The 21,035-nt window shown below is 59.7% G+C and carries 12 protein-coding genes; 8 read left to right on the top strand and 4 right to left on the bottom strand.

Going from position 1 to position 21,035, the window contains the following annotated elements; genetic code table 11:
* Position 1: 1 nt before the first annotated feature.
* On the bottom strand, positions 2–2,173 hold the full coding sequence (locus FTO74_RS03985; RefSeq protein ID WP_162536979.1) for a winged helix-turn-helix domain-containing protein: 2,172 nt from the start codon (positions 2,171–2,173) through the stop codon (positions 2–4).
* 155 nt (positions 2,174–2,328) lie between these two features.
* On the opposite strand from FTO74_RS03985, the gene FTO74_RS03980 reads away from it, so the two are divergent.
* The 3 genes from FTO74_RS03980 (at position 2,329) to FTO74_RS03970 (ending at position 9,584) form a co-directional block, all read left to right on the top strand.
* Positions 2,329–5,928, top strand: coding sequence for a TonB-dependent receptor (locus tag FTO74_RS03980; protein WP_255462488.1), 3,600 nt, complete (start codon positions 2,329–2,331; stop codon positions 5,926–5,928).
* A 72-nt stretch (positions 5,929–6,000) separates the two neighbouring features.
* Positions 6,001–7,815, top strand: a complete 1,815-nt coding sequence (locus FTO74_RS03975) for an alpha-amylase family glycosyl hydrolase (RefSeq protein ID WP_162536978.1) — start codon at positions 6,001–6,003, stop codon at positions 7,813–7,815.
* 23 nt (positions 7,816–7,838) lie between these two features.
* A complete protein-coding gene (locus FTO74_RS03970) occupies positions 7,839–9,584 on the top strand; it encodes an alpha-glucosidase (protein ID WP_162536977.1) in 1,746 nt (581 codons plus the stop codon).
* Positions 9,585–9,661: 77 nt separating this feature from the next.
* Here FTO74_RS03970 and FTO74_RS03965 read toward each other — a convergent pair whose 3' ends face one another.
* Genes FTO74_RS03965 through FTO74_RS03955 form a run of 3 tightly spaced genes read right to left on the bottom strand, consistent with a single transcriptional unit; the run spans position 9,662 to position 12,794 of the window.
* Positions 9,662–10,468: a fused MFS/spermidine synthase gene (locus FTO74_RS03965; RefSeq protein WP_162536976.1), complete on the bottom strand. Its 807-nt coding sequence runs from the start codon at positions 10,466–10,468 to the stop codon at positions 9,662–9,664.
* Positions 10,465–11,616 (bottom strand): PLP-dependent aspartate aminotransferase family protein, encoded by a 1,152-nt coding sequence (locus FTO74_RS03960; RefSeq protein WP_162536975.1) that lies wholly within the window; start codon positions 11,614–11,616, stop codon positions 10,465–10,467. The genes FTO74_RS03965 and FTO74_RS03960 overlap by 4 nt, the downstream gene beginning before the upstream one ends.
* Entirely contained in the window at positions 11,613–12,794 is a 1,182-nt protein-coding gene (locus FTO74_RS03955) for a PLP-dependent aspartate aminotransferase family protein (protein ID WP_162536974.1), read from the bottom strand. The genes FTO74_RS03960 and FTO74_RS03955 overlap by 4 nt, the downstream gene beginning before the upstream one ends.
* 304 nt (positions 12,795–13,098) lie before the next feature.
* On the opposite strand from FTO74_RS03955, the gene FTO74_RS03950 reads away from it, so the two are divergent.
* From FTO74_RS03950 to FTO74_RS03930, 5 genes are all read left to right on the top strand, one after another.
* Positions 13,099–14,526: a UbiD family decarboxylase gene (locus tag FTO74_RS03950; protein WP_162536973.1), complete on the top strand. Its 1,428-nt coding sequence runs from the start codon at positions 13,099–13,101 to the stop codon at positions 14,524–14,526.
* Between the two features lie 249 nt (positions 14,527–14,775).
* The gene (locus FTO74_RS03945) at positions 14,776–15,786 is read left to right on the top strand and encodes an ABC transporter substrate-binding protein (protein WP_162536972.1); all 1,011 of its coding nucleotides are present in this window, start codon (positions 14,776–14,778) and stop codon (positions 15,784–15,786) included.
* A 147-nt stretch (positions 15,787–15,933) separates the two neighbouring features.
* Entirely contained in the window at positions 15,934–16,662 is a 729-nt protein-coding gene (locus FTO74_RS03940; RefSeq protein ID WP_220399070.1) for an ABC transporter permease subunit, read from the top strand.
* Positions 16,659–17,408: an ATP-binding cassette domain-containing protein gene (locus FTO74_RS03935; RefSeq protein WP_162536971.1), complete on the top strand. Its 750-nt coding sequence runs from the start codon at positions 16,659–16,661 to the stop codon at positions 17,406–17,408. Before FTO74_RS03940 ends, FTO74_RS03935 begins: the two co-directional genes overlap by 4 nt.
* Positions 17,409–17,710: 302 nt before the next feature.
* The gene (locus tag FTO74_RS03930; RefSeq protein WP_162536970.1) at positions 17,711–21,004 is read left to right on the top strand and encodes a TonB-dependent receptor; all 3,294 of its coding nucleotides are present in this window, start codon (positions 17,711–17,713) and stop codon (positions 21,002–21,004) included.
* Positions 21,005–21,035 lie beyond the last annotated feature (31 nt).

Here is a 21,035-nt window from a genome sequence, read left to right as displayed (position 1 = left end):
GCTAACGCTCCTCCAGGTTGATCGAGTAGAGATTGCCTGTGCCGGTGCGTGAGCGCACGATGGGGACATCTCCGGCTGTCAGTCCGCAGAAGAAGTAATCCGCCGTCGCGCCACCCGCGAAGCTGGCGAGGTTGGCGATCTGCTCCAGTTTGCCCTCCGGCACCGATATCCGATAGATCGGCTGTGTCTCCGCCAACGATGCGTGGAAGTAGATCGCCTTGCCATCCGCCGACCAGACTGGATCGGCTGCCGTGGTGTCCGCGATCGTTCGCCATGCGTCGGTAGTCGTGTCGAAGAGCAGGAGCTTGCTCTGGTCCAGCGAGAGCGCCGCGATGTAGCGGCCATCCGGCGACCAGCGCGGGCTGAATAAGCCCTCGGAGCCCGGCACCGTTGTCACATGGTGCGTGCGCAGGTCGAGCACTTCGAGCGCGCGCGGACCTTCTTCCTTGCCCATCACATCGCTGACCCGCCCGAAGACGATCTGCTGCCCATCCGCGGACCATGATGGGTCTGCGGCGTTGCGCTTCTCTGCCAGTGGCCGGTCCGGTGCGCCGCCCTCCGCCCCGACCAGATAGATCTGCCATGCCTTGCCCGGCTCGCGGGCCATGAGCGCTATGCGATGTCCGTCGGGCGACCAGTGTGCCAGGAAGACCTGCAACGAATCCGGCGTTACCTGGATTCGCTCCGATCCGTCGGCGTGCGCCCGCCAGAGCCTGCCCTGGCCGTCGGTCCACAACACCCAGCCGCGGTCTCGCGTGTACTCGACCCGCGTCGCCTGGGCCAGAAAGACCGGCGCGGGGACGAAGACCCTTTGGGCCGCGTTGTAGATCTGCAGGACCGACTGCGTCTCCAGCCCGAGAAAGAAGATCTTGCGGCCGGTCTTCGGGGAGACCGGCGCGGCGAAGTTCAGGGGACCGTCCGTCACCCGTACCGGCGCGGTATCTTTCTTGCCGTCCATCCGCCAGAGATCGCTGCTGCCGCCGCGGTCGGCCTGGAAGACGAAGTAGCGACCGTCTCCGGTCCAGACACCGCAGCACTCAGAGCCCGGTTTGCTCCAGTTATCCAGAATTCTGCGCAGGCCCTTGCCGTCGCTCTTCGCCTCCCACAGCCCGAGCGTGTGGCCGATGGGGTCCATCAGGGTGAAGCGGAGGAGCTTGCCATCGGGCGACCAGCGCATCCAGAAGGCGCGGCCCGGAAGCGTCGCGAAGGGAGTCGAACCGCCGTCCGCAAGCCGGTTCACGATGAGCTGATTTCCTGTTGCGAAGAGCACGCTCTTGCCGTCCGGCATCCAGGTTGCGTCGTGGCCTACGACGTTGGCGAGGCGCAGGGCGCTGCCGCCGCTGGTCGGCACGAGCCAGAGCGGCTGCTCGGACTCCGGCGAGAGATGGCTGCGCAGCAGCAGGGTGGAACCGTCGGGCGAGAGGTCGCCGAGGGAGGGCGAAGGAAGCTCCTGCGGCAGGGACATCCGCTGGAGATCGCCGGTGTGGACGTCCACCTGCGACAGCACCGGGCGGCCCTCCTCAATCTCCGGGACGAAGATCCGCACGCCATCGGTGGCCGCAGCCGGAAGGCTCTCCATGGTGGGCATTCCCGGTGCGATGCGGCCGGTGCTGGTCAGTTGCTGAATCCTCAGCAGAGGGGGACGGGAGGGCCAGCTTATATAGAGGACTGTCGCCGCAATCAATGCCAGGCCGCAGAGTAGTCCGGCGAGCCACCAGCCCTTTCCGAGGGTGGAGACGGATTCGTCCCACGGCTTGGCGGGCACCGAGGTGGGAAGTGGGGACAGGGTTTCCCCGAGTACGGGCGTCTCGATCAGGCTCTCGACCTTGCCCGCCAGGTCAGACACGGGGGCGATAAAGCGGTAGCCGCGCCGTGCCAGCGTCTCCACGAAACGCGGGTTGTCGGCCGTGTCGCCCAGCGCCTCGCGGATCTTATTGATGGCGGTGCCCAGCGAGTGGTCGAAGTCGCCGACTGAGTCCTTTCCCCAGAGACGAACTTGAAGCTCCTCGCGGGTCACTACCTCGCCGGGACGCTCCAACAGAGCGGTCAGCACCTTGAAGGGCTGGCTCTGCAGCTTCAGCTTCTTGCCCGCCTTCCAGAGCTCTCCCGTCTGGAGGTTGGCCTCATACAGCCCAAACCCCACCCGGACCACGGCCTCATGAGAGGAAGACATATTTTCAACTACCCTTCAACAATCTACTTTTGTCGGAAACCCGACCCTACCGGCGTCATCCAGTCTAACTCCGATGCCCGAAAGAGCACACTTCTTAGTTAAACAGAGCTTGCAACTCTCTTGGATAGAATGACTTAGCGGATGATCCAAAGTAGATGAAAAGAATATCGCGGGAGGATTGTGTACAACTCTTCGATTCGATCAAGGTTCTTCGGCAGCCGGATCAGCGTTTCGCTACTGCGGGTCCGGCTCTGCAACTGGAGGCCGTCTTTATGAACATCTGTGTCACCAAAAGTAATATTGCCCTGAAGCTGGCAGCTATAACACTCGCCGTCGTCACCGTGGTCTCACCCGTCGGCCTGCGCGCCCAATCCGATAATGGACGGGTCACCGGCATCGTCACCGATCCCAGCGGAGCGGTCGTTCCCGGCACCACCGTCACCCTGACCAATATTGATACCGGAGCGGTCCAGACGCTTACCGCCGGTCCCGACGGCAACTTTACCTTCGGAGCTGTGCCGCGGGGCAACTACCGGGTCGAAGCCGCTCACTCCGGCTTCCAGAAGACCAGCCAGAGCATCGTCCTTCAGGTGTCGCAGGTCCAGACCATCGAGTTCCATCTCCCTGTTGGAGTGGAGACCCAGACGGTGGAGGTGACCGACGCTGCGCCTGTGGTCGACCTCTCCACCTCTTCTACCGGGTCCGTCATCGAAGGCAAGCAGGTTACCGACCTGCCGCTGAATGGGCGCAACTTTACCTCGCTGGCCGCGCTTGTCCCAGGGGTTACTCGCGGAGCTTTCTCTTCGGACGCCAGCGGTCGCAACGGCAACGTCGAGAGCTTCCGCTACTCCGACTCGGGCGGGGCTGCGCTGACCGTCAACGGGCTGCGTTCTCAGTCCAACAACTTCCTCCTCGACGGCGTGGATAATAACGAGTCGTTGGTCAATACCATCGTCTTCTTTACTCCTCCTGAGGCAATTCAGGAGTTCCGCGTCACTACCTCCATCGCCCCGGCTGAGTTTGGCCGCGCCGGTGGCGCTATCGTGCAGAACTCCATCAAGTCCGGAACCAACGCGATCCACGGCTCTGCCTTCGGTTACTTCCGCGACCAGATCTTTGACGCTAATCCCAACTACTTTTCGCCCACCAGTCCCTCCCCAGCCTTTCAGCGCAAGCAGTTCGGCATCGCCGCCGGTGGTCCGATCTGGAAGGACAAGCTCTTTATCTTCGGCGACTATCAGGCACTCCGGCAGAAGCAGCCTAAGGATGCGGGCTTCCATACTGTTCCCACGGCCCTGATGCGCCAGGGTAACTTCTCCGAGCTGCTTGGCCAGAGCGTCACCACCACTCCGGGGCAGTATGCCGAGACCGGCTGCCCCATGATCGCCAATCCTGTGGCCGGAGCCATCTACGACCCCACCACCTGCCAGCCCTTTGCCGGGAATATCATTCCCACCGATCGCATCAACGTCGCCGGGCAGAACTACCTGAACGCCTTTGATGCGCCCACGCGTGCGGGTATCACGAACAACTACTATGTCGTGCGGCACTCGATCCAGAACTTCAACGACTTCGACGCGCGGCTGGACTACCACCTTTCGCAGAAGGACTCGCTCTTCGCGCGCTACAGCTATGGGCAGGACAATCTGCTCGTCAACAGCCTCTTTACCAACCTGCCCGCTGGATTCTCTTCGGGGTATAACGTCAGCCATCCGCGTGGAGTGTCCGCCGGGTATACGCGTATCTTCACCTCCAACATCATCAACGAGTTTCGCTTCGGTTATATCCGTCCGCAGTTTGCCTATATCAATCCTGACCAGGGCACGCCGGTATCGGCCAACCTTGGCATCGTGAATGCTAACCGTACTCCGCTGCTTGGTGGCGGTGCTCTCATCGGCTCGGGTGATGGTTCTCGCCTGGAGTACACGGGCGATGGCGGCCCTTACTCGGTTCCGGAGAAGACCTTCCAGTTTCTTGATGCACTTACCTACACACACGGCAAGCACACCTTCAAGGTCGGAGCCAACATCATCCGGCGTGAGGTTGATTTCTTCCAGGGCAATAACTCCAAGGGCTTCTTCATCCTTGGCGGCGCAGCTACCTCCCCCAACACCGGCCGCTTCACCGGATATGAGACCTCGGAGATTCTGGCCGGCTTCTCCGACTATGAAGTTGGCGCGGCCAGCACTTACTACAAGACCTTCAACTATGAGACCGGCTATTTCGTTCAGGACGACTGGAAGGTCAATCGGCGTCTTACGCTCAACCTGGGGGTCCGCTACGACCTCTATACCTATCCCTACGAGCAGAACAATAACCAGGCTAACTACGATATCGCCTCGGGCACGCTGCGCATCGCAGGCGTGAACGGGAACTCGCGTTCGCTCATTAATACGGACACCAATAACATCGCGCCGCGCATAGGTTTTGCCTATGACCTCTACGGCAATGGCAAGACCTCCATCCGCGGTGGCTTCGGCATGTTCTACTTCCTCGATCGTGGAGGTATTGGGAATCAGCTCTCGAATAACCCCGGTTTCAATGGCGTCGGCGAGTACACCGCAGCCGCGGGCTATCGTATTACCTTCACAGGTCAGAGCCCTACTGTTCCTAATAATGCTGCCACTGCCAAGGCTCCGCTTCCGCTGCCTGCGTTCGGGGCCGGAGCAGCGGCGGCGGCTGACTTGAGTGCCTCCTCACTGCTGTCTCTGCAACCCAACAACCAGAACGGCACCGTCACCCAGTACAACCTGCAGATTCAGCAGCAGCTCGATAAAGCGACCTCGCTCAACATCGCCTATGTGGGCAACAAGGGCGATCACCTGATGACCTTCTACAACGCCAATGGACCGCAGTTTGGCACTGGGGTTGGCATCTTCCCCAACCGCCAGACCATCACCAACGGCTTTGCCGGCGGCTCTTCGAAGTACGACGGATTGCAGGTCTTCCTCAATCGCTCCGTGGGCTCGAGCCTGCTTGCTACTGTTGCTTATACCTGGTCTCATACTCGCGACAACTCCAACGGAGCCTTCAATACCGGCACCTCGGGAGCAGGCACCCGTCTCTTCCCGCTGCCGAGTGGGGCCGCCAATCTCGCTGCCAACTACGGCAACTCCGACAACGATCAGCGCAATGTCTTTGTCGCCAGTGCGGTCTACTCCCTGCCCTTCGGGAGGGGCAAGATGATCGGCAACAAGATGAACCGGGCGCTCGATGAGGCTGTCGGCGGATGGCAGCTCAATACCGTCATCACGCTCGACAGCGGCACGCCGATTGATATCAACACCGGATCGCTCGGCAGCTTCGATAACCGCCCCGACCTCGTCTCCTTCAAGAAGGTTCCGCGTGAGCTGCAGGGCAGCAACTCCAACGCTAACGACCGCACCTTCTTTACCGGAGTCTTCGCGTTGCCTCCCGTCAATGCGGCCGGTAAATATATCCGGCCCGGCAACCTGAAGCGCAACGCCTTCTCCGGACCTGGATTCAAGACGATGGACCTTGGCTTGTTCAAAGGCTTCCACGTTACTGACCGGGTCAATGCGGAGTTCCGTGCACAGGCTTACAACCTCTTCAACACGCCGCAGTTCTCTAACCCCGATACCAACCTAGCTGATGGTACTGCGGTGGCTGGCTCCACCAACCTCTTCACTACGGGAGCGAACTCCGCTGGAAGCAACAACGGCTTCGGCAGCATCTCCAGCATTCGCCTCAACACCGAGCGTCAGCTTGAGCTTGCCGTCCACATTAACTTCTAACAACCCAACCTAACCGGCGGCACCTTCATCAGGTGCCGCCCTCCCTTTGGCAAGCCAGCCCCAGGAAAGCTCATGCGCCGCTTACTTTTACTGCTCGTCGCCTCCACTGCCTTCGCGCAGTCTCCGGTGATCTCTAAGATTGATCCGCCGAACTGGTGGCCTGCGATGCCTGCTCCCATGTTGCTGCTACGCGGAGAGAACCTTGCCGCTGCCAGCTTCACCCTGAGCGATAAAAGCCTGCACATCACGAGCACGCATATCTCTCCGAATGGTCACTATGCAGAGCTTTTTCTTTCCGCATCTCCTGCACATTCTGAAGAGGTGAAGATTACCGCACGCAACGCCTCCGGCCAGACAGTGACACCCTATGTCTTCGCGCCGCGCCGCGCCTCATCTGAGGACTTCGCCGGGTTTTCGTCGAAGGACGTCATGTATCTCATCTTGACGGACCGTTTCGCTGATGGTGACGCCTCCAACAATGGGGCCACCGACAGCTCTCCACGAGGATGGCATGGTGGCGATCTACGCGGCATCCTGCAGCACCTCGACTATCTTCAGGAACTTGGCATCACGACAATCTGGATTACACCTGTCTATGAGAACCACGGTAGCTCCAGCTACCACGGCTATGGCGCGACCGATATGTACGCCGTCGATGAGCACTATGGCACGCTGGCCGACCTGAAGGCTCTGGCTGCGGCCCTGCACGCTCGCCGCATGAAGCTCGTACTCGACACCGTACCAAACCATGTGGGTCCAGCTCATCCCTGGGTTGCCGATAGCCCCGAGCCTACTTGGTTTCACGGAGACCTTGCTCATCACACGGTTGCCCAGCAAGTCTTTGCGCCCATCACCAATCCCCATGCGCCCTGGCGGGATCAGCGCAAGATCACTGAGGGCTGGTTCGTCGATACCCTTCCCGACCTGAACCAGGAGAATCCCGCGGTCTCGCAGTACCTGATCCAGAACGCCGTCTGGTGGACCGAGCAGGCCGGTCTTGACGGGTTTCGCATCGATACCTTTCCCTATGTGGGACGGCCCTTCTGGCATGAGTTTCATGCGCGGCTCCATGAGCTTTATCCGCATCTCACCACCGTCGGCGAGGTCTCCGATGCTGACCCGACTGTTGTCTCCACCTTTGCGGGAGGAGCCGTCCGTACCGGCTCGCAGATGAGCGTCGATACGGGCCTCGATACACCCTTCGACTTTCCTACCTACTATGCCCTGCGCGATGCCCTGCTGAAGGACGCGCCTATGACGAGGCTCGCCGAAGTTCTGCGACTCGACAACCTCTATCCTCATCCCGAGCGGCTGGTTCCCTTCATCGGCAACCATGACAACTCTCGCTTCGCCAACGATCCGGCGGCAACTCCGCAGGTGATTGACCTTGCCTTTACGCTGCTGACCACGATGCGTGGGCTGCCACAAATCTATTCCGGAGATGAGATCGCCATGCGTGGTGGCGACGATCCGGATAACCGCCGCGACTTCCCTGGTGGCTTCCCTGCTTCGTCTACGAATGCGTTTCTTGCAAGCGGCCGCAGTGCCGAGCAGCAGCACACCTTCGCCACGTTGCAAAGGCTACTTCTGCTTCGCCGCCAACACCCTGCTCTGCAATCCGGCGAGGAGCAGGTGCTCCATGCCAGTCAGGACGTGCTTGTCTATACGCGGACACTCACCACGGCCAGCGAGAACGAGCACATCCTCATCGCCATCAACAAGGGCCACAGCTCCAGCAGGACGTCCATTGCTACCGACGACACGGCCGTCGCGGATCTTACTCATGCAACCTCCTTGTCTGAGAGCGTTGGGACGCTCTCCCTCGAACCGAAGTCGCTCACGCTTAGCCTCGCTCCGCAGACCGCGGCCATCTTCAACCTGAAGTAATGCCCTTCCACCAAGGAACCCCGATGAACTTCAAAGCGATTCTTCTGGCCATCTGTCTCCTGCTTACACGCGCGTATGCGCAAGCGCCCGCTACCGATGAAACCTGGTGGAAGCACGCTGTTCTCTACGAGATCTACCCGCGCTCTTATCAGGACTCGAACGGTGATGGGATCGGCGATCTCAACGGCATCACCGCACGGCTCGACTATCTCAAAAGCCTTGGCGTCGATGCGATCTGGATCTCTCCGATGTATCCGTCGCCCCAGGTCGACTTCGGTTATGACATCTCGAACTACGAGGCCGTCGATCCTCAGTACGGTAGCCTCAAGGACTTCGACCGGCTCGTCGCCGAGGGGAAGAAGCGCAATGTTCGCGTGGTGCTCGATATGGTGCTCAACCATACCTCGGATAAGCATCAGTGGTTTATCGACGCTGCCAGTTCGAGCACCAATCCGCACCATGACTGGTATGTGTGGAGCGATGGCAAGCCCGGCAGCGGGCCGGAGGCGCACGAAGGGAGAGTGCCGCCGAACAACTGGGTTTCGCTCTTCGGCGGCTCCGCGTGGGAGTGGGTTCCGGCGGTTCACCAGTTTTACTATCACAAGTTTTATAAGCAGCAGCCCGATCTCAACTGGCGTAATCCCGCTGTGGAAGAGGCCATGTTCAACACCATGCGCTTCTGGCTCGACCGCGATGTGGCTGGTTTTCGTCTGGATGCTATCCCTACGCTCTTTGAAGATAAACAGCTACGTGATGAGAGATCGCTGGGCGGCACCAACGCGCAAGGTGATCCTAATCTCGATGACTCACTTACCAGCAACCTGCCTGAAGTTCACGATGTCATCCGTCGGATGCGAGCCATGGTCAGCTCTTATCCTGGGGATCGAGTGCTTATCGGAGAGACTTATCTTCCCAATACTGCTGAGCTTGATAAGTGGTATGGAGGCGCTAAGAAAGATGAACTTAACCTTCCGATGGATATGTTGCTCGGGTTCTCGAACAAGCTCGATGCCGGTGCATTTCGTAAGCTGATCGACGAAGCTGATACTCAACTGCATGGTTCGCAGCCGCTCTTCGTCTTCGACAATCATGACAATATCCGCTCCATCGATCGCTATGGCGACGGAGTTCACAACCAGCAAATATTGAAACAGCTAGCTGTGATCCTGCTTACGACTCGCTCCACGGCCCTGATGTATCAAGGCGAGGAACTGGGCATGGTTACCGCGACTCCTACGCGTGTGGAAGATGTCAAAGACCCTATTGGTATTACCGGATGGCCCAAGGAGAAGGGCCGCGATGGGGAGCGCACGCCGATGCAGTGGGACGCCTCTAATCTGCAGGCTGGATTCAGCACCAACCCTCATACGTGGCTGCCTGTTCCGGCCAACTACACCACCATCAATGTGATGGCTGAAGCGAAGGACCCCGGCTCGCAGCTCAACTGGTACAAGCAGTTGATTCGTATGCGTCGCGAGTTGCCTGCCCTTCGCAACGGCGGCCTCGCCATGCTCGACACTGCGAATCCCAGCGTCCTCTCCTACGTGCGCACGCCGTCCGATGGCTCTCCTGCGGTCGTAGTCTCGCTCAATATGTCGGGCACGCCGCAGACCTTGTCCTTTGACCTTCGCTCCACCGGCATCAAGGATAAGACTGCCAAGACTCTGCTCACGGATGCTCCTGAGTTATCGAACGTGCATAGCCTTCATAGCATTACTCTGCCGCCCTTTGCTTCCTGGGTGGGAAGCGTTCAGTATGCTGCTCCCTAGATGGATAAGGACGACAGGGACTAAACGTACTGCGCGATACCGGCCTGTGAGATGGGCCGGTATTATGTAGGGCGGCTCTAGAGGCTCTCTTTGGCCCAGTCGGGCAACTTCTTCTTCGTTGCGAAGGCAATGACATTGTTGCCATCAGGGCACTGATACAGGACCGTGTGCCCCTCGAACACGCTGTTCATCCGCCAGAGCCAGGTTCTCCAGTCGAAGCCGCAGAGGTTCACAACCAGAACTCCATCGGCGGAGAGTGCTCGATGGCAGTTTCTGTAAAATTTGCGCGCCCCGAAGTGAGGAGGATAGCCGCCTTCATCGAAGGCGTCGATCATCAATACGTCGTAGATGCCCGTGCCCGCTTTGACCATCTCGGCCCCATCCATCAGCCGCACTTTCAGCCGCTCGTCGTCATCGGGGATGTAAAACGATCTGCGGAGAGAGATGACCTCAGGGCTGATCTCCGCAACCGTGATGCGGCACGCCGGCAGGTGATGGTAGCAGTACTTCACCAGCGAGCCGCCTCCGAGGCCAATCAGGCCGATGCTGCGTGGAGCGGCGGTGAAGCGCAGGAAGCCCATCATGATCTCGGTGTAACTGAGCATCAGACGCTCGGGAGAGTTGCGGCTCATGATGCTGTGAACGTCCATCACCGAATCGCCGACCATGTGGAGGGAGACAAGATCTCCAACCTCATAAACATAAGGTCCGGCCTGTATGTTGCCGGGCTGTTTGCTGGAGTAAGACGTGACGCGATCTTTGGATATCTGGAAGTCAGCCGCAGGATCGCGGAATCGGCCCCTTGTAGCTAACCGGCTCCAAGCTGCCCGCAGTCGCCGGAAGAGAGTGATCTTCGGTGGCTCTCTGTATGGCGATGCGCTCATGCGTCTGGGGAGCCGAGCCGAAGCGTTCTGGTTAGGTCTTCGATCAGGTCGTCGGTATCTTCGATGCCGAGCGAGAGGCGGATGAGGGAGTCGGGGATTGCGCGGGAGAACTTCAGCTCGGCCGGTGTGCTGGCGTGGGACATGCGGGCGGGCAGGCTGATCGTCGAGTGAACGCTGCCGAAGCTGACGGCGATGCGAAAGAGCGATGTGTTTTCGGCGATGTGTTTAGCCTGCTCAAAAGAGGGGACGGTGAAGCTGAGGACTGCTCCTGCGCCTCGGGCTTGACGTTGGTGTACTGCGTAAAGAGGATGGCTGGGCAGGCCTGGGTAGTGGACGGCGGAGACCTGAGGATGGCAGGAGAGGAACTCCGCGACGGTCTGGGCACTGCGCTGTTGTGCGTCCAGGCGGAGCTTCAGGGTCTTGAGGCCGCGCAGGACGAGGAAGCAGTCGAAGGGGCCGAGTGCAGTGCCTTCGGCGTTTTGCAGGAAGTAAATCTTCTCCGCGAGGGCCGGGTCTTTGACGACGATCGCGCCGCCGGTGACGTCGCTGTGGCCGGAGAGGAACTTGGTTGCCGAGTGGATGACGAGGTCCGCGCCGAGGTCGAGTGGGTTTTGCAAGTACGGAGACATGGCGCTGTTGTCCACGCAGAAGAGGAGGCCGTGTTGGTGGGCAATGTTTGCTACGGCTGCGAGGTCGATGATGCGTAGCAGCGGGTTGGTCGGCGACTCGACGTAGAGGATGCGGGTGGCGGGGGTGATCTGCTCGGCGAGCTTCTCCGGCGTGGACGCATCGACGTAACGGATGGTGATGCCGGAGCGGCTGAGGACCTTGGCGAAGAGGCGCGTGGCTCCGCCGTAGAGATCCCAGTCGGCCAGGATCTCGTCGCCGGATTGGAGCAGGTGGGTCATGGCGGAGATGGCCGCCATGCCGCTCGAGAAGCAGAAGCCGCGAGTGCCGTTTTCAAGCGCTGCGAGCTGGTCTTCGAGGACCTTGCGAGTGGGGTTGCCGCTGCGTGAGTAGTCGAACTCGCCGAAGCTGTCGGCGTGCTCCTGCTCGAAGGTCGCGGTCTGATAGATGGGCGTGCTCATCGGACGATGAGGATCTTTGGGGCTTACGTCGTAGTCGACGAGGCGCGTGGCGAACTTCATCGGGCGTCTCCGAATACGGCGGCGAAGGCCTGCTCGAAGTCCTGGATGAGATCCTTCGGGGCTTCGAGTCCGACGGAGAGACGGATGAGGCGGTCGGAGATACCGAGGCGCTCGCGCAGCTCGAGGGGGATGTCGCAGTGGGAGGCGGTGGCGGGGTTGGTGATCAGGGTCTCAACGCTGCCGAGGCTTTCGGCGCAGGTACAGAGCTTGAGCGCCTCCATGAAGCGCAAGGACTGCTCGGTGGTGGCGTCGAGCTCGAAGGAGAGCATTCCGCCGAAGGCCTTCTGTTGGCGCTCGGCGAGGGCCTTTTGCGGGAAGGAGTCGAGACCGGGGTAGTAGACCTTGACGACGCGCGGGTGCTGCTCCAGCCATGTTGCGACTTGGGCGGCGTGGTCGCAGTGAATGGCCAGGCGGGCGGGCAGGGTCTTGATGCCTTGCAGGGCAAGCCATGCGTCGAAGGGAGCCTGGATGGTGCCGATGATCTTGCGAACGAAGCGCAGACGCTCGGTGATGACCTCGTCGTGCGTGGCGAGGGAGCCGCCGATGGTGGCGTTGTGGCCGTCGATGTACTTGGTCGTCGAGAGCATGGAGATGTCGGCGCCGAGTGCGAGGCAGTTTTGCAGCAAGGGCGTGAGGAAGGTGTTATCGACGGCGACGAGGATGTTCTCGTAAGAGTGAGCGAGAGTCGAGATGGCCTCGATGTCGGAGAGCTTGAGCGTGGGATTGGCGGGGGTCTCGATGAAGATGAGGCGGGTGTTGGGACGGATGGCCTGACGGACGGACTCGGTATCGGAGGTGTCGGCGTAGGTGTACTGGATGTCGAAGTTCTTGAGGACCTGGTGGAAGAGCCGCGTGGTGCCGCCGTAGATGACGTCGGAGAGAATGACGTGATCGCCTGCCTTGAGCAGGGCAAAACAGAGCGTGGTGATAGCGGCCATGCCCGAGCGGAAACAGAGTGCGTGCAGCGTGCCTTCGACTGCGGCAATAGCCTGCTCAAGCGCGTTGACGGTGGGGTTGGCTCCGCGGGAGTAGCCGTAACCCTTGGTTACGCCGACACTCTCATGAATGTAGGTCGCGGTCTGATGGATGGGAAAGAGAATCGAGTTCGACTGGTTCTCGTAGCTGCGATTGGAGTGGATGACGAGTGTAGACGGCTGGAAATCGGGGCGATCGGACAAGACTCCTCCTTGGGTAAGAGAGCAGGGATGGATGACATCGGCCTAGAGGGATGGGTGGCCCCAGGCGGCTGCTCAGAGAAGGATGGGCTATCGAACTATCGGACTATCGATTCAACCGATCCAGTGCTGGCCTTACACCGCCTGGGGCGCACATGGCCATACATCGAGTTGTCCCTTGAAGGATTCGCATTAGACGCTTTTCTCTTTCACTATAGTAGCCCTGTTGCGGGGCTGCTAGGCAAGAGAGCATATGAAATCGCCTATACTCGGGGAGAGTAAATCGGGTGTCCGGAACGGAGTAGCTATGGCGTATCGCGATCTGAGAGAGTACCTTGCGCGGCTTGAGGAGAAGGGCCTGCTGTGCCACGTAACTGCTGAGGTGGATAAGGATTGGGAGCTGAGCGCGGTGTGCCGGAACGCTTTTCGGACGATCTCGCAGGAGAACCGGCCAGCGCTGATGTTCGACCGCATCAAGGGCCATGATATTCCGCTGGTGGTAGGGATTCTGGGTGGGTCGAGAGAGATCTATGCGACCGCGCTCGACACGGACGTGGACCATGTGTGGGAGGTGTGGGAGCGGGGGAAGACTCCGATTGCGCCGCGTCTGGTCGAGTCGGGACCGTGCCAGGAGGTGGTGCTGCGCGGAGAGGATGCGAACCTTGAGATTCTGCCTGCACCGATCTGGACCGTGGGGGAAGATCCGGGGCCGTATCATAGCTCGCCGTTCATTGTGACGAAGGATCCGGAGACGGGGGTGCCGAATCTCGGAACCTACCGGGTGCAGGTGAAGGGACCGCGCCGGGCGGGCATCATGATTAATCCCAATCGGCATATGAATCACCACATCGATAAGAACGAGGCCAGGGGCAATGACACGGAGGTCGCTATCGTCTTCGGCACCGATCCGGTGATTGGGCTGACCTCGGTAAGCCCCTTTCCTTATGGGGTCGATGAGCTGTCGGCGGCGGGCGGGATTCGCGGAGAGGCTGTCGATGTGGTGAAGTGCCTTACGGTGGACCTGCTGGTACCTGCGACTGCGGAGATCGTGGTCGAAGGCAGGATTCGCTGCGGCGCACGTGAGGCCGAAGGGCCGTTTGGAGAGTATGCGGGCTATATGGGCACGGGGGGGAATAATCCGCTCTTTGAGGTGACCTGCATCACGCATCGCCGCAACCCTATCTACCAGGCGTTTCTTAGCCAGATGCCGCCGAGCGAGTCGAGCTGCATCAAGAGCCTGGGACGAGAGATGGAGGTGCGGCGGCACCTGAAGAACAACCTCGGCCTGCCGGTGCAGGACGTTTATGTGACCGAGAGCAGCGGTGCGGCGGCGCGGGTAATTATCTCGATGAAGAAGACCAATCGCTTTCAGCCGTTGAAGGCGATGCTTGGGGTGTGGTCGCTCGAGATCGCGGTGGGCAAGATGGTGATCGTCGTCGATGAGGACATTGATATCCGCGACTCGTTCTGGGTGGAGTGGGCCTTGAGCTTCCGGATGCAGCCTGCGGAGGATATTCATGTCCAACGGGATACGAACCCTATTACGCTCGACCCTTCGCAGCCGTTGAAGGACGGCAAGCCCGTGCTGCCGAGCCAGCAGGTTAGCTCGCGGGTTGGGATCGACGCCACGCGGAAGCATCCGTATCCGGCGCTGGCCGTGCCGCCGAAGCGCGATCTGGACAAGGTGGCCGCGCAGTGGGAGAGCTATGGGATCGTTCCAGTGAAGCGGGACTAGCCGCGTCGCAGTTGCGACGGGAACTCGACTTTCCCGGCGCAACATTGTAGAAAAGAGATGGTCCCGCGTTCCGCATGAATCGCATTGTGAACATCCCGTGTTCCCGCTTCGCCAACGACCTTGGTTGTTGTTGTCGTTGATCGTCGATTTTTAACGCTCCCCTCCCATTACGCACAACTTAGTCTTTGAATCGCTCCGGCGCACTTCGCCCGGCTGGCTTTTTGGACGCACAGGCAAAAGGAAAACTCCATGTCACGGATCGATGAAGTAACAGTCACGGCTGCTTCGAGAATCACCCGCCGCTCCATGCTGTTGCAGAGCGCGGCGCTGCTGGCTACCGGGATGATGCCGCTGGAAAACAGGCTTTGGGCGCAAGAGAAGACCGCACGCGTGGAGCAGCCGAACCTCGGCACCGCGGGAGCCATCTGGCGCACGCTGATTGAGAAGGAGGCCGTGAAGGCCGGGGTCAACGCGCAGTGGGTGGGCGGAGATCCTGGCCAGTCGCAAGTGCAGTTGCTGGCGGGCGCAATTGATACGGGCTTCTTTGGCCCGATCGGTGCGGTGGAGACCGCGCTGCGTGGGCATGATGTGGTCATCTTTGCGCCGGGCCTGCTGAATCATGGATCGTGGATCGTCAAAGGCAACAGCCCGTTCCGGTCGGTGCAGGAGCTGAAGGGCAAGCGCATTGCGACACAGCCGGAGACGACGGAGACCTATCGCCAGGCGCGTCTGGCCGCGGGTTTTCTGGGGCTGGACTTCAAGCATGACTTCGAGTTCATCTTCGGGCCGCCTACGGCTAACCTGACGCTCTTCGAGCGTGGGGATGTGGACGCGGTCATCACGATTGAGCCTATCTCCACGCGGCTAATCGCGGGTGGCGCGAGAGAGATCGCTCGTGTTCGCGACCAGTGGCGTGATGGAACGCATGATGCCCGGCCGCTCTTTCTGGGCGGGCAAGGAACGAGGCGGGAGTGGCTGGATCAGAATCGCGCGACCGCGAGCAAGCTGTCGAAGCTTTATCTCCAGGCCAATGAGCAGATCCGCGCGCGTCCGGCGCTGCTGGCGGAGATGCACCAGTTGATGGGAATCCCCGCGACCGACCGTGCGGCGATTGAGCTGCTGGTCAAGCGGCTGCCGGAGATCTATGGCGTCGAGTGGTCGCCCGCGGTGGCGACGAGCGCGAATCATGTAGTCGATGTGGCTGTGCAGAAGGGCATACTCAAGGGCAAACCCTCAAGGCCGATCTGTGAAGCGGTTTAGTAAGATGATCGCCAGAGAGAGTACAAGGCTTTGAGCAGCGCTACTCAGGAACCCCGAACGCAACCCGGCAAGGCTGCACGTCCGTCTGATCGAGGACGTGGCTTGGCTTGGTGGAGTGTATTTAAATCGGCTGTTCTGCCGCCGGTCTTGTTCCTGCTTGTCATCGCTGTTGCGTGGCAGATCATGGCGCATCGCATTCACTCCATGCTGGTGCCTGGGCTGGGTGAGATTGTGATGGAGATCAAGCGGGTTGCGATCACCGAGGGAGCGTTCTACCAGATTGGTCTGACATTAGAACGGATACTGCTGGGCTGCGGACTCGCCTTTGTCATTTCGCTTATCGTTGGCATCGCGGCTGGGCGCAATCGCTGGGTGGAGGCTTTCTTCCGCCCCGGCATTGTGCTGGGACTTACCATTCCCGGGCTGGTCTGGGCATTGCTTTGCGTCATCTGGTTCGGAGTCGATTGGAAGTCGCCCGTCGTCGCACTCGCCCTTGGAGTCGCTCCTGCGCTTACGGTGAATATGATTCAGGGCGTGCGCTCTGTCGACTACTCGCTGATCGAGATGACGCACGTATTCCGCTTCCCGCCCGTGGCGCGGCTGCGGCATCTCTGGCTTCCAGCTATGGCTCCGTTTCTGCTGAGCGGCATTCGCCTCAGCTTCTCGCTCGCATGGAAGGTGATCGTACTGGTCGAGATCTTCGGAATGTCGAGTGGCGTTGGGTATCAGTTGAACCAGGAGTTCAGCTCGCAGAACGTCGCCGGGGTTCTGGCCTGGACAATTATCTTCGGCGGTGTGATGGCCGCGATTGAGTACGTGCTGATACAGACATTCGAACGGCGGATCACTCGTTGGCGGAGGACCGCAAACGTATGAGCGGAGGCATCTCTTTTTCGCACGTCTCGAAGTCCTTCCGCGTGCCGCGCACCGGAGAGGTACGCCAGATTCTCGATGACTTTTCTCTTGAGGTTGGCGCTGGTGAGTTGGTTGCTTTTGTTGGACCTTCGGGGATCGGCAAGACAACGCTGCTGCATCTGGCGGCCAATCTCGATCAGCCTGATGGCGGCACGGTTACACTCGATCTACCCCCGGATCGCTCGCGGGTCGGCATGGTCTTTCAGCAGCCGCGCCTGCTCGAGTGGCGCTCGGTGGAGAAGAACATCGAGTTGGCAACAGAGGCAGCCGGGGTGCCGCGCGAGATGGGCCAGCGGATGTTGCAGGCAGTCCAGCTTGCGGGACATGCGCAGTCGTACCCCTTGTCGCTCTCTGGCGGTGAGCGCCAGCGTGTGGCCCTGGCGCGCGCCTTTGCGATCCAGCCGGGCGTCATCCTGATGGATGAGCCCTTCAGCGCGCTCGATGAGCTGACAGGCCGACGCCTGCGTCTGCAGGTGCAGGAGCTGTGGCGCGATCAACAGCCCACGGGACTGCTGATCTCGCACAATACGCTCGAGGCAGCCTTTCTCGCGGACCGCGTCGTCGTACTGGGCGGGAGCCCATGCAGGATTCAGAAGATCATTGAAGTGCCTGTTCCCCGTCCCAGGTCGCCGGATGACCTGGTCATCTTTGAGTGTCACCGGCAGATTGTAGAGGCGCTGCTTGCAGCATCCACAGAGGTCTCGTAGATCCGCTTCGGTTGACATACTCCCTCGATCTTTGACACCATCGAGTTACTAGACATGCAGAGCGTTGAGCCAATCCGACGTAGTTCCGCGCTGCTTGTGCGTTGTTGTTGTTGCTGCTAACTCTTCGGCATCCCAGGCCGAACAGGTAGGTTCGCCAGAAACTCTCCCTCCCTACTCCTGTTCCAGATCAGATTCACATCGAGACTACCCCTGCAATATCTGGCGAAGCAGCACTCGCACCAGGGATAGGTCTCATTCGCATCAGCGTCCGACCCAATGGACGCGAAGGAGCAACAACTCCAATGAACCTGCATACGATCATTCGCTCGATAGCCATCTCTGCAAAGACTCTGCTTGCTGTGACCGTGCTTTTCTTCTCTCTCTCGCTGTTTGGCCAGGTGTCAACGGGCTCGCTCTCGGGAATCGTCAAAGACCCAACGGGCAGCGTGCTTCCGGACGCAACCGTCGTGCTCAAGAACCTCGGGACCGGCCTGACGCGTACGACAACCAGCAAGAGCGACGGCTCCTATGCGGTTCCTGAGCTTCCCGTGGGAGCTTACACTGTAAGCGCGGCTCACAGCGGCTTTAACACCGCATCCATCTCGGGGTTGACGATCTCGGTTGCAACGAACTCTACCCTGGATATCTCGCTGCCCGTTGGCTCGACTACGGAATCGGTCCTCGTCACAGACAGCACTCAACAGGTTGACACTACGAGCCCTTCGCTTGGCGGCTTTGTCTCGCCGCAACGCATCGAAGATCTTCCCTTGAATGGACGCAACTTTGTCGATCTTGCATTTCTGCAGCCGGGCGTCGATCTCAATACGAATAAGGGAACGCAGGGCGGCACGGTTGGCGAGTGGTTCAGCTCGAACGGAATGCCGGACCGCTCCAATCTACAACTGCTCGATGGTGCGAGCGTCGTCAGTATTCAAGGCGGAGCAGGCTCTTCGATCCTGAGTGAGTCGCTGGGCGTCGATGGTATTCAGGAGTTTCGTGTCATCAATGGATTTACCGGCGCTGAGTATGGCGGGGTATTGGGCGCGCAGCTCATCCTTGTCAGCAAGGGCGGAACGAATGCGTTTCACGGAGATGTGTATGACTACCTCCGCAACAGTGCCCTGGATGCCAAGTATCCTATCCTGCTGTCGACCCAACCGAAGCAGACCTTCCATCGCAATCAGTTTGGCGGCGCGCTGGGTGGTCCTATCGTCAAGGGTCGCGCCTTCTTCTCGACCGTCTTTGAAGCTCTGAAGGCCTCACAGCCGATTCCAACTTCTGTGACGACACTGGGGCCGGGTTGCATCGCCGCGGCTGGCGCTGTGTTGACGAATGCGCAATGCCCTCAGCTGCAACTGCCTGCTTCGACTCCCTCCGTAACCGTCAATGCAGTAACGGCCAGCCTGCTCCCTATCTTTCGTCCTGCAGGCGTCGTCTATGCTCCGGGCAGCCCAAATCAATATAACTTCACCTTCAACCAACCGCAGAATGAGTACTATGGGCAGGCTCGCGTGGACTACATCTTCGGCGAGAAGGATACGGCCTTTGCCCGTTTCACGACCGACTATGCAACTGAGCCTGTCTCGCAGGGTCAGCCCTACTTTTATTACAACGCGCTCAGCAAGGGGAATATCGGCACCGTCTCCGAGACGCATACGTTTTCTTCGCGACTGCTGAATACGATTGGCTTCTCTTATACGGGCATCGACACGCAGGTGAACTGCTTCGCCAGTGTGCCTGGAGACCTGTCCATCTTGCCGGGGCAGACGATGGGATCGATCTCCATTCCGGGTGTGGCCAGTTTTGGGCCGTGCAGCTCGGATACGCGCTCGCGCAAGCTGGTATACGACATCCGCGACGATGCGTTCTATAACGTCGGACGCCACTCGGTGAAGTTCGGTGTGCTCTACAACCGCGTGGCTCCGTCGATCGGCTCTCCGCAGAATGCGCGTGGAGGATTCACCTTTCCCAGCCTCTCCAGCTTTATAACGGGCAATGCCTCAACGTTTACGCTGAGAGCATTCGGGCCAACCTATCATCCCGCATTTACGGATAACGAATTTGGATTTTATGTGCAGGATGACTTCAAGATCTGGCCGCGACTTACGCTGAATTTGGGCCTGCGTTATGAGCCTTGGACTGTTCCCGTGGAAGACCACGGCCAGACCGCTTACGTGAATAACATTCCTCTTGTTGATCCCGCCGCCACTAGCTTCACTGTTGGACCGATGCTGGCTCACAATCCATCGCTCAAGAACTTCAGCCCGCGCATCGGGCTGGCGTGGGATGTCTTCGGCAATGGCAAAACTGCATTCCACGCAGGCTATAACCGTCTCTACGATGTGGAGCCGCTTAACGGCGCTTACAACAACTACTCGGTAGCCACACCGCCCTTCAGCGCCAGCGTCGTGCCTACGTTCACGGGACAGGCCGCTGCGACCTTCAAGCTGGGGTTGCCCGTGAGTGCGCTGGCCGCCAATGCAGCCGGCACTGCGACGATTCCCTTCCCTACTCCGTCCACGGTGGTATCGCCCTCGGCGCAGACGATCGGGCACAACCTGCAGCAACCGACCGCGGATGAGTGGCTGGCATCGGTACAGCAGCAACTGCCGTCGCATACACTCTTGACCCTCGCCTATGTAGGGACGCGCGGGCTGCATCTGATTCAGAACGTCGACATCAATCCGAATCAGCGGCAGATCGTCGATGGTCAGACCTACTGGCCAGTAGGCGCTACCCGCATCAATCCGCACTTTGGTTCGATTCTGCAGAATGGATCTACAGGCGACTCGATCTATCACGGGATGCAGGTGAGCGTGAATCGCGATGTGGCGACTACCTTGCAATTGCAGGCTTCTTATACCTGGTCACGCGTTATCGACAATGGGCAGGGCGTCGTGGGTATTGAGAGCACGGCCACTCCGCTGCAGCCGGATAACTCGTACGATCCCCGGAGAGACCGCAGCGCGGCGGCTTTCAATGTGACGAATAACCTTCGTCTGAATGCAATCTATCGCCTTCCACATACGCAACGGTTTGGAGTTGTCGGCCGTCAGGTGGTGAATGGATGGTGGATCTCGCCGATTCTTTCGGCACAGAGCGGGCTGCCCTTTTCACCGCAGGTCGGATTCAATAACTCGCGCTCCGCCATTAATACGAACCTGGGCAATGAGCGGCCATCTTATGTGACTCCGGAGAACCTGGCAGCTGCGCTGGCGCTCGATCCTCAGGCAGTCGTCTTCAATCGTGGCAGGGTCATTCAACATACGCGCGCGCAGTACTTCAATCCGCACATGTATACGGTTGGCCCGGCGGGCTTTCTCGGCAATGTAGGACGGGATTCGCTCTATGGCCCGGGGCTGTTGAACCTGGATCTCTCGGTGGTGAAAGATACGAAACTCGCGGTGTTGGGTAGCAGCGGCGCGATACAGTTCCGTGCCGAGTTCTTCAACATCATCAATCGTGAAAACTTTGCGGAGCCTACTGAGACCGCGTTCTCTTCGGCCGGGGTCAGTCCTACGGCTGGATTGATTACTTCGCTCATCAATCCTAATGCGCAGCGGCAGATTCAATTGGCGCTCAAGATTTTGTTTTAAGATCAGGCAGAGAAAGGCAGCGCGATGAACC

This window comes from Granulicella sp. WH15 (assembly GCF_009914315.1).
Classification (GTDB): domain Bacteria; phylum Acidobacteriota; class Terriglobia; order Terriglobales; family Acidobacteriaceae; genus Edaphobacter.
This window is presented reverse-complemented; position numbering and strand designations above follow the sequence as displayed.